Origin of the sequence: Eikenella sp. NML99-0057 (assembly GCF_001648535.1) — a bacterium.
Classification (GTDB): Bacteria; Pseudomonadota; Gammaproteobacteria; order Burkholderiales; family Neisseriaceae; genus Eikenella; species Eikenella exigua.
Genome location: NZ_LXST01000013.1, coordinates 1 through 1,469 on the forward strand (window position 1 = coordinate 1; position 1,469 = coordinate 1,469).

The following is a 1,469-nucleotide window of genomic DNA, read 5'->3' on the forward strand; positions in this document are numbered from 1 at the left end:
GTTTTCAGGTAGCCTTTTATATGATGGGGTTATTCGTCTTCGTCCTCTTCCTCGTCGCCTAAATCCACTTCCTCAAGCGGGATCACCCGGGTGCGGTAGCGCAGTTTGTGGTAGAGATAGAAACCGAAGAATATGGGCAGGCCCATATAGGTCACCACAATCCGTTGCCAATCGATTTCGCCGCTCATCACCAGCTCGGTGTCCTGCCCCAGAATCACCAACACACACAACACCAGCGCGATCAGCGGACCGAAGGGGAACCATTTGGCACGGTAATCCAAGTCTTTCAAATCAAAACCCTGGGCAATGTAGGCGCGGCGGAAACGGTAGTGGCTGATGGCGATGCCTAGCCAAGAGATGAAGCCGGTTAAGCTTGAAGCGGCCAGAATATATTCATAGGCGTGGTCGTTGAAAATTTCGATTAAAAACAGCAGCAGCACCACCGCTGCCGTGGCCAGCACCGAACGTACCGGTACGCCGAAGCGGTTTACCTTGCGGAAGCTCTTGTATGCCATGCCGCTTTTGCCCATGGCATACAACATGCGCACCGAAGCATACATACCCGAATTGCCGGCAGAGAGAATAGAAGTAAGGATGACCGCGTTCATCACCGCTGCCGCCATGGCTAAGCCAGCGCGCTCAAACACCAGCGTAAACGGCGATTTGGCAATCTCAGACACGTTTTCCGCCCCCAGCAATTCCGGGCTGGTATAGGGAATCAGCAGGCCGATCACAAAAATCGACAAGATATAGAAAATCAGGATGCGCCAAAACACCTGTTTCACGGCTTTCGGGATGCTCTCTTTCGGGTTTTCCGACTCACCGGCGGTGATGCCAATCAGCTCCGTCCCTTGGAAAGAGAAACCGGCGATCAGGAACACGCCCAGCATGGTTAAGAAGCTACCTGAAAAACCGTCACCTAAAAACGGCGCGTCGCCCACGGTAAAGTTAGCCAGACCCACATAGTTGCCGCCAAGAATACCGAAAATCGTCAGCATGCCCACGCCGAGAAATACGACAACCGTAACCACCTTAACCAGCGAAAACCAATATTCCGATTCGCCGAAAGCTTCTACCGACAACATATTCAACAGCACAATCAGCCCGAAAAACAGCAGGCTCCAGCCCCAAGGCGGCATAAAGCGCATCGGTTCCCAATACGTGATTACCAGCGCGGCAATGGAAATGTCTACTGCTACGGTGATGACCCAACTAAACCAATAATTCCAGCCTAGGGCATAACCCAGCGAGGGATCGACAAACTTGGCGGCATAAGTGGAAAACGAGCCGGACACCGGCAGATAAGTGGCCATTTCGCCCAAGGAAGTCATCAGGAAATACACCATCAGGCCGATGGCGGCATAAGCCACCAATGCGCCGCCCGGGCCTGCCATATGGATGGCGCTGCCGCTGGCCATAAACAGGCCGGTGCCGATACTGCCGCCGATGGCAATCATGGAAAGATGGCG

General features: G+C 53.6%; 1 protein-coding gene. It reads right to left on the reverse strand.

Going from position 1 to position 1,469, the window contains the following annotated elements; genetic code table 11:
* Positions 1-29 precede the first annotated feature (29 nt).
* Entirely contained in the window at positions 30-1,457 is a 1,428-nt protein-coding gene (locus A7Q03_RS09190) for an amino acid permease (protein WP_067449255.1), read from the reverse strand.
* Positions 1,458-1,469: the final 12 nt, after the last annotated feature.